Source organism: Streptomyces sp. ISL-43 (genome assembly GCF_018614195.1).
GTDB lineage: Bacteria > Actinomycetota > Actinomycetes > Streptomycetales > Streptomycetaceae > Streptomyces.
Genome location: NZ_JAGGOT010000095.1, coordinates 1 through 8,239, shown reverse-complemented (window position 1 = coordinate 8,239; position 8,239 = coordinate 1). Strand labels below are relative to the sequence as shown.

Genomic DNA, 8,239 nt, shown 5'->3' with positions numbered 1-8,239 from the left:
CTGGCCCTGGAGCAACGTGACCACAGACGCGATCGACCGGCTCCAAGCCCTGCCAAACCCCGGCTGACCAGCACCTTCACTCGTCCCGACCACGCTCATCAACCACCCGGAAAGTGGAACCCGGCGCCCACCCGACGCGAGAGCCGGGCCACCGCCCTGCCCGAACCCCGAAAACCCCAATCGACCACACCACAAAGGGCCCGCCAGCAAGCTGACGGACCCCTCATGAACGATCGAGGTTAGAGCCAGTCTCGACGTTTGAAAATCAGATACAAACTCAGACATACAACGCCCATGAGCGCTACCGCGAACGGGTATCCGAACACCCAGCGTAGTTCTGGCATCTCGTTGAAGTTCATGCCGTAGATGGTTCCCACCAACGTGGGTGCAAAGAGGATGGCGGCCCACGAGGAGATCTTCTTGAAGTCGTCACCCTCACACCGCTGACCTGCGGAAATCGGCTGCACGGGTGGTCCGGTCTGCGACTATCCCTCTTTCCGGCCCTTTCGCCGTGCTTCCCGTTTGTACGGCCGATCCTCCCCAGCCGCTCCCCAACGCGGCTTCTTTCTCCCCAGATTCTCCCCAGTCGAGCAGGCGGCTCAGGTGGTGGACCCATGGACGAGGGGAGAAGATCGGTGTCGGTGTGCACGTCGCGCTGCGTAGTTGATGGATATCCGGCTGGCGTGCGGACTCACCCTGGCACAGCCGTGAGCAGTAGCTTGCCGTCCCCGAGACGCAGTCAGCCCCGGCCGGGTTTGCTCGGCGCCGGTGATGGAACTGCCGTTCTGAGCTGATCACATCGCTGGTGCTTCGGAGATCCTCGTCGCCTGGCAGACCGAGGGCGCCTTCAGCGGCAGATGCCGCTGAAGGGCGGTGGGCTGGGGCCGCGCCAGGCCGACCTGCACCTATTGGAAGCCGTCCTGCACGGCTGGGGCCTCACCACCGCCACCGGCCAAGACCGCGCCGACGACCCGGACACCGTTGAGGCAGTCTTCCAGAGCTGGTGCGGCAACTATCCGGACTTCGTCCTCCCCCACACCGGCATGGGCGGCCGGTCCAAGACGGGTCTGCCGCACGATCGGGTGACATCTGAACTGGCTTGCCCTATGGGGTAGGTGGGAAGGATGTCGCTGTGCCCAAGCCTTATCCGGAAAAGTCCGCCAGGACGTCGTGCGGGTCGCGAGGAACCGCGGTCCGGGCGTGTCCACGGCGAGTCGGGGCGGCCGGCGACAACGCGGCCATGGAGTCGTTCTTCAGCCTGCTGCAGAAGAACGTCCTCGACCGTCGGAGCTGGACCACCCGCGAGGAACTGCGGATCGCGATCGTGACCTGGATCGAGCGGACCTAAGACCGACGCCGCCGACAAACCGCACTCGGCCGGCTGACCCCCGTCGAATTCGAGACCGTCATGACCACACCGGCCCTCCAGGCCGCATGACCGAACCTGTCACCCGAACCTGCACCAGACCCAGGTGCTATCGCCTGAGCTGTGGTCCCAGAGGTTGCCCCGTGCAGGGGAGTGCCCGAGGCGTCACACCACATCGGTCGATCTTTGACGTAGAGCGAGACAGGCGAGTACGCGTAGCACTAGCCTCTGCCCATGAGTAGGCAGCGACTGCGTCTTGCACTGAAAACCATCGATGCTGGAGACTGGCGAATTTTTGAAGAATTCGCTGCGGATTTTCTAGCAGTCGAATATCCGAGTCTCAGGACGATGGCCGCCCCGCAAGGAGATAAGGGGCGAGATGGGCAGCTGTTCATTCCAGCTGAACAGCCGACCGATATGGTTCAATATTCGGTCGCCCAGGACTGGAAGTCGAAGATTAATCGCACGCTGAAGCGGCTGTCTGAAAATTTCACTGATATTAGGCGTCTAATCTATGCCACGAACCGTGAAATCGGCCCGGCTGCTGACGAACTAGTTAGTCAAATTCTCAAGGATGAGGGGGTGGTTGTTGACATCAGAGATTCCAGCTGGTTCCTGGAGCGGAGGGAAACGCACCCACAAAGGGCGAGTGCTAGTGAAGAGCTGTGCAGAAGCATTGTTGACCCGCTGCTGCGAGCGGAGCGAATCTCCTCGCAGGTCGGACTCGCGCTCAATGCACAGGACGCCCGGCTCGGCCTTCTGCACCTCTCGCTGCAGAATCAAGATGAGGCAACCGAGAAGGGGCTCACGCGGGAATCCTTCGAGTCGTTGACTCTTTCGGCTCTGCATGACACGACCCCCGAGAACCTTCTGTCGCGAAGAGAGGTTCATAGCCGTGTAACGTCATTCCTTCCAGCGGGCCATGAGCAGCAGGTGGATGCCCTGGTAGATGGTGCTCTTCTTAGGCTTTCGGGGAAGAAGGGCATGGTGAAGCATCACAGGAATGGGGATGTTTTTTGTCTCGCTCACGATGAGCGGAAGAGGCTCGGTGAGAGAACTGCAGAATTTGTGCAGAGTGAACAACTATTGGAAGAGCAGTTGGTTGAGAACGTTATTTTCTATGGAGGTTCGATCGCAGATGACAAGCGCGCCGTGATTGGTGCTGAGCTTTGGGCCAGTCTCGAGTGGTTCCTCCTTAAAAGGGGGGAGGCGTTTGCGGAAGCCGTTCGAACGGGAGAGATGAGCCATGTAGATAAGGAAGGAGTGGAGCAGCTTCTCAGGGATGAAACTGTCAGCAAGAGTCACAAACTGCCTGCACATGTTGTAGCGGACTCGCTTGTTCATGTTCTTGACAGGCCTGCGGAGGAAGTCAAGGCCCATCTGCGGAGGCTTGCAGATGGGTACACGCTGTTCTCATTCCTCAGGCAGACTCCCGATGTGCAGAAGGTCGTAGTCAGCCTGTTCTCGGAGGGTGATTTCTGGATAGACACATCGGTGATCCTTCCTATCATCGCGGAAACGCTGATCGAGGACTCGTCTCAGCGTCATTACACGACGATCTTCAAGGCGGCCGTGGATGCCGGAATTAGACTTTTCGTGACTGATGGAATCATTGAAGAAGTGGAGCGGCATCTTAATAGATGTCTGCAGTTTAGTCGCATCGAGCTAAAGCAATGGAACGGCTCGGTTCCATTCTTGTATGCCGCGTATACGCTTAGTGGTCGCGCGCGCTCCGGTTTTATAGAATGGATGGAGAATTTCCGAGGGAATGTCCGCCCGGTGGAAGATGTGCAGATTTACCTAGAGGACGAACTGTTCGTCCGTCGAAAGAACCTGGTGGGAGAAGCGGAATCGGCGCCAATCGAACTAAGGGCAGCAGTGCAAGAGGTTTGGAGCGAAGCGCATGAGAGGCGGCGCAAGCAGCGAGAGTCTGAGTGGGACCCCACTGTTACGCAGCGCCTCGTGGCGCACGACGTGGAAACAACTGTTGGCATCATCGAATTGCGAAGTCACAGCGAGTCCTCCCCTATGGGTCACAAATATTGGCTGGTGACTCTCGATAAGGTTGCCTTCCGCTTGAAGCGGGAGCTCGCTGACAGGCTTCACGAGGCCCCGTCGTCTCCTGTCCTTAGCCCAGATTTCCTGTCTCAGTTTCTGAGGCTAGGACCTCTGCGTACGGCGATCGAAAGAGAGCAGAGGATTAATATGCCGCTGCTTGTGGACGTTTCGAAGTACGACTATCTGCCCAAGAGCCTCGTGGAGCTAGCGGATAACCTGAGGGAGAAGATGAACGGCAAGAATGAGCGCCTCATTCGCCGTGGAATTAGGGATTCGCTTGACAAGATGCGTACCGAAGAAGGGGTCGAAGCGGCTGGCGGTCTGAAAGCTGCTGAGGAAAGAATTATGACCTTGCTGCAGCAAGAGTCGTGATCCGAAACAGCGGCGCTTCTGAGGTCAGTAGGCGTGGCGGGTGGTGTACTCAGTCGGGGTTGTCGTTAACGCTGTTGTGGGGGCCGGCGGCTGTGGAGGGCGACCGGTTGATCCGGACAGGTGACCACCGATGGCGCGACGAGGAGGTCGTTAAGGGCGGCGACCGGACCCTCGCGGAGGCCGACTCCGTAGCCGTGGGGAGTTCGAAGACTTCGTGCGGGAGCTGTGCTGCCGCGACGGATGTACTGACCGCAAGCGCGTCGGAGGCTCACGCGACGGTGGTGCGGACGTGCGGTGACGGTTGCCCGATGGCCGGTCAATGGTGGTTCAGTGCAAGCGGTGCGCGCCGAAGCGCATGATCCCGAGTGGTGAGGTCCCCGAGACCTGCTCGGAGCGCGGGTTCACTTCGCTGCCGACGTCGCCGTCTTCTTGACGACGACGTACTTCAGCGGCCGTCGGTGCGCACCGCGTTGAAGAACGGAGTGCTGGCCATCCACCGCGACCACCTTGGTCCGTGGAACAAAACGGTGCCTCGCTGCTGTCCCTCAGTAGTGTGAACGGCTCAGGCCAAGGCGACCGTCAGCACCGAGCTCGCCGCAAGGAGGCGTACGAGCAGCCAAGTTGGCGGCTGCCGGCCCCGTGGCGTTAGAACAGTGTCGTTTGATCAGACGGTTCGGTCTGCTCGTGCGGCGGCACGTAAGGCAGCACGAGCGTCTCGGCCGTTACGCGGCGAGGTGTCGTGGTGACCGCGGAGGCATCACGCATCTGCCGGATCAGGTTGGTCACCTGGCCGGGCTTGTACACCGTTTCCAGCAGTGTGTAGGTCTTGAGCTCGGCAACGGTCATACCCTCCGGTGACCGGCTGACGTGTTCCAGCAGGATCCGGCGAAGCGGCGCGGTGTTCGGCTCCAATTCGAGGGTGAGCTGCTGCTGCTGTGTGTCCTTGGGGTCGCGGTATCGGATGCCGTGGTCGCGGTCGACGCTCCACATGGCTTCCTTCATCTTCTCAAGGCCGAGTTCGTGACGGGTGCCGAAGATGAGGTAGAGGACGTGGCCCTTCTCATCGACCATTTCGAAGGTGAGTGTGTGGGAGAACCCTGCCCGGCGAAGCGTGTCGCTGTACTGGTCCCGTAAGAACGCGAACTTCTGGCTCGGGTGCCGATGGAACACTTCCTGCCATTGCGTGCCGCCGAAGGCCGTATCCCCGGCGTTCCTGTGCTTTTCGTCCCGCTCGGCGAACCGGGTGAGGAACGAAGGGGCGAAGGTGACCATGACCTCAGTGCTGCGGTGCCTGGCCAGCTCCTGCAGGAGCGAGAACGGGATGTCGGGTCCGCCGTAGCTGTCGAGCAGTACGAAGAGAGGGCTGCCCAGGCATCCCTGCGCACGCAGCTGCTCAAGCAGGGTGGGGTGGCATTCCCCGTGATGCGTGCTGACGCTGATGCGCCGATTCACATCATCGGAGGGCTCGCCGCGGGCCTTGCCGATCTGGGTCCGCAGTTCGGATTCCCGGCGCTTGTCACCCTCGACGAGCACCATCCGGATGTGCTTGGGCCGGTGTTCGAGTACACCAGCGAACACATTGAAGGCGATGATCGGCGAACCAGGCTCCCCCTCGGAATACACGCCTGGACCGGAGAACCCCTCTGCGTACGCGATGCTGTCGTAGCGCGACAGCAGGATGGGAGCCCAGGGTTGTAAGTACTTCCTCAGGAGGTCGTGCTTCGCCGCCGTATGCGGGTCCCTGTCCCACCACACCTTCTTTGGAACCACCATGTCCGCTCTCCCCCGGGCCTCTGGTTACGCGATTCAGGGCAGAGGATCACACGGTGTGCTGGGCAGTGTCAGGTGGTCGAACAGCAATGGCCGGTTATCGCCGCTCAGGAGGCGATTGCGGGAATACGGTCCGGCATCTCACCCCAGATCTGGCCTTCAAGTTCACGGCCGCCAGCCTTGGGTGTCCGGCCTCCCCACTGCTTGAAGAAGAAGGGGACACCGGCCGCAGTGCAGAGGTCGCGGATCTCGATGACCCATTCTTCATCGATGGGACGGTGATTCGGGCCGGACTCGCCTCCTGCGATCACCCAGCCGATCCCGTCGAGGTCCAGGCCGGCGAGAGACCCCAGCAGTGGTTCGCAGGAAAGGAAGCGGACGGCCGCCGGCACGGCTCGTAGGTCATTGACGCGATCAAGCTGGTCTGCGCTCTCCACCGATACGCCCATCCACAGGTTGGCCGGCCAGTCGAGCTGATCGGCCACTCGGCGCAGCCGGAGGGCGCGCTTGGTCAGCAACTGGTAGGTGTGCTGCGGTGTTTCCGCGATGACTTGAAATACCTGCTTCACGAAGTCCAGCGGAACCCGAGCGTGGAAGAGGTCACTCATCGAGTTCACGAAGACCATGCGCGGAGCCTTCCACTGCAGCGGAACCTCGAGGGCGTCCGGGTGGATCGTGAGGCCAAAACCGGGGCCTGACGTGCGAGGATCCCCGTCATTCTGATACTTGGCTGCGCCCATGGACTTCAGCCGCCGGGATAACGTCAGGGCGTAGCAGTTGTCGCAGCCAGGGGTTATCCGGTCGCAGCCTGTTGTTGGATTCCACGTGGCTTCGGTCCACTCGATGGAACTGCGATCGCTCATGCGTGCCCTCCCTGCCATGAAGCGACATGCGGCACATGGGCGCGCTCTACGTGCGCTTCGACTGACCTGCGTAACGAGCGGCGTACCAACCTGGCACGCGGCCCGCCCCATCATTCACGGCGGACCTTTGTCCCGCATAGGGGATCCGGGGCCACGATCGGTTTCTGGACTGTCTAGCCTCGATCTTGCGTGAGTCCTCGACAGTTCGCTGTTGAGGGCTTTCTGCTTGCCGGAGGGGGAATTCCGGTGGCTGGGCAGGCTGGTGGCCCGGCTGTCGCGTCGGGTGGGCGCCGGGTTCCACGGTTCCGGCTGGTTGATCAGGTCGTCGGGATGGGTGAGGAGGCTGGTCAGCCCGGGTCTGGCAGGGCTTGGAGCCGGCTGATCGCGTCTGTGATCACGTTGCTCCAGGGCCAGGAGTCGCTGAAGCGGAGCCAGCGGCGGCGGCCGGTGGTGACCAGCGTGGCTGCGGCGGAGAACAGCCGGAGGCGGAGCTTCTTCGGTTCCCAGCGGCGGGTTTGGCCGGTCAGGGCGAGCATGGGCATCCAGGCCAGCAGGTCCAGAGCGAGTGAGACGATCTCCAGCCAGAGCTGGTTCTGGCTGGTGCCGTGGAGGGGCAGGTTGCGCAGGCCGGTGTCGCGGGCATTGCGGATACGGTCCTCGGCCCGGGCCCGGCGGCGGTGCCGCAGTTCCAGATCGGCGATCCGGCCGTCCTTGGTGTTGGTGGCGAAGCAGGTGAGCCGGTTGCCGTCGACGTCGGTGAACCGCAACTGGGCTCCGGGGTGCGGCCGTTCCCTGCGGACGATCAGCCGCATGCCGGTGGGCCAGCCGGCGAGCGGGAGTCCGCCGATCTCGGCGATCCAGGCGCCATCGCGGATCTGGCCGTCGGCGTCGACGGCCGGCGTCCAGGCGGAGGCGGGAACCTTCAGCACGGCCTGATGGATGTCGGCGGTGATGGTCATCCCGACCGAGTAGGACAGCCACCGCCCGCGCCGGGTGAGCCAGTTGACGAAGGCGTGAGTACCTCCCGCGGAGTCGGTGCGGATCAGGGTCTGATGTCCGCGCCGCAGCTGTTTGGGCAGCTGGGCCAGGGCGAGGCGGGTGGCGGTGATGTGATCGCTCGCGGTGTTGGAGCCGGCGTTGCCGGGCCGCAGCAGCGCGGCCACCGGCTCCCCGGACCCGCCGCTGCCGTGGTCGACGAACGCCATGAGGGGGTGGTGGCCGAAGGACTTCTTCCAGGTCGGCGTCGCGTCCTGCTTGTCGGAGTGCGCGATCACCAGCACCCCGTCGATGTCCACGACCACGCGGCCGTCGGCGTCCGGGCGGTTGCCGACGGCGAGTGACCAGACCCGCTCCCGTACTTCGGCACGGGCCGCACGGATCGAAGCCAGGGCTCTCGGCCCGGACGCGGCGAGCGTGGTGACCAGGCGGGAGACGGTCGGGTCGGAGGCCACCGGGCCGAACACGGCCGGCTCGGCCCGCAGCAGGGAGACATCGGCCAGACAGTCCCCGCCCATGGCGACCGCAAGCGCGAGATCCAGCAGGACCTTGCCGGGGTCGTGCACCGCCCGAGCCTTGTGCCACGGCGCGAGCGCCGCCGATATCGCATTGTCCAGACCAGACTTGCGGATGGTCTCGACCAGCAGCACGGACCCAGCCTGGGAGACCACCGCGCGGCCACCGCCCCGCACGCGGACAGACGGGTACGACCCGATACGCTTCTTCACCTGGAAAGTGCCTCCGACAGGAGCGGGAACAAGGGCCTCAACAATCCTTATTCTCGCTGGTCAGAGCAATGCCGGTGATTTAGTGC

General features: G+C 62.8%; 6 protein-coding genes and 2 pseudogenes. 4 read left to right on the top strand and 4 right to left on the bottom strand.

Annotation, left to right across the window (positions count from 1 at the left end):
- Positions 1-239: 239 nt before the first annotated feature.
- Positions 240-425: pseudogene (locus J7F03_RS38070) on the bottom strand (CorA family divalent cation transporter); the annotation flags it as partial.
- Between the two features lie 432 nt (positions 426-857).
- Here J7F03_RS38070 and J7F03_RS38065 point away from each other — a divergent pair.
- The 4 genes and pseudogenes from J7F03_RS38065 to J7F03_RS42855 all read left to right on the top strand — a co-directional run bounded on the left by J7F03_RS38065 (position 858) and on the right by J7F03_RS42855 (position 4,094).
- Positions 858-1,115, top strand: coding sequence for a hypothetical protein (locus J7F03_RS38065; RefSeq protein WP_214957761.1), 258 nt, complete (start codon positions 858-860; stop codon positions 1,113-1,115).
- Positions 1,116-1,210: 95 nt separating this feature from the next.
- Positions 1,211-1,438 (top strand): annotated as a pseudogene (locus tag J7F03_RS38060) (integrase core domain-containing protein); the annotation flags it as partial.
- 162 nt (positions 1,439-1,600) lie between these two features.
- Entirely contained in the window at positions 1,601-3,796 is a 2,196-nt protein-coding gene (locus J7F03_RS38055; protein WP_214957759.1) for a hypothetical protein, read from the top strand.
- A 214-nt stretch (positions 3,797-4,010) separates the two neighbouring features.
- Positions 4,011-4,094 (top strand): hypothetical protein, encoded by an 84-nt coding sequence (locus J7F03_RS42855; RefSeq protein ID WP_374104450.1) that lies wholly within the window; start codon positions 4,011-4,013, stop codon positions 4,092-4,094.
- A 347-nt stretch (positions 4,095-4,441) separates the two neighbouring features.
- Here J7F03_RS42855 and J7F03_RS38050 read toward each other — a convergent pair whose 3' ends face one another.
- The 3 genes from J7F03_RS38050 to J7F03_RS38040 all read right to left on the bottom strand — a co-directional run bounded on the left by J7F03_RS38050 (position 4,442) and on the right by J7F03_RS38040 (position 8,153).
- Entirely contained in the window at positions 4,442-5,569 is a 1,128-nt protein-coding gene (locus J7F03_RS38050; protein WP_214957757.1) for a three-Cys-motif partner protein TcmP, read from the bottom strand.
- Between the two features lie 104 nt (positions 5,570-5,673).
- Positions 5,674-6,429 carry a DUF5131 family protein gene (locus J7F03_RS38045; protein WP_214957755.1) on the bottom strand — a complete coding sequence of 252 codons (756 nt, stop codon included), beginning with the start codon at positions 6,427-6,429 and terminating at the stop codon, positions 5,674-5,676.
- Positions 6,430-6,776: 347 nt separating this feature from the next.
- Positions 6,777-8,153 carry an IS1380 family transposase gene (locus J7F03_RS38040; RefSeq protein ID WP_214957754.1) on the bottom strand — a complete coding sequence of 459 codons (1,377 nt, stop codon included), beginning with the start codon at positions 8,151-8,153 and terminating at the stop codon, positions 6,777-6,779.
- Positions 8,154-8,239 lie beyond the last annotated feature (86 nt).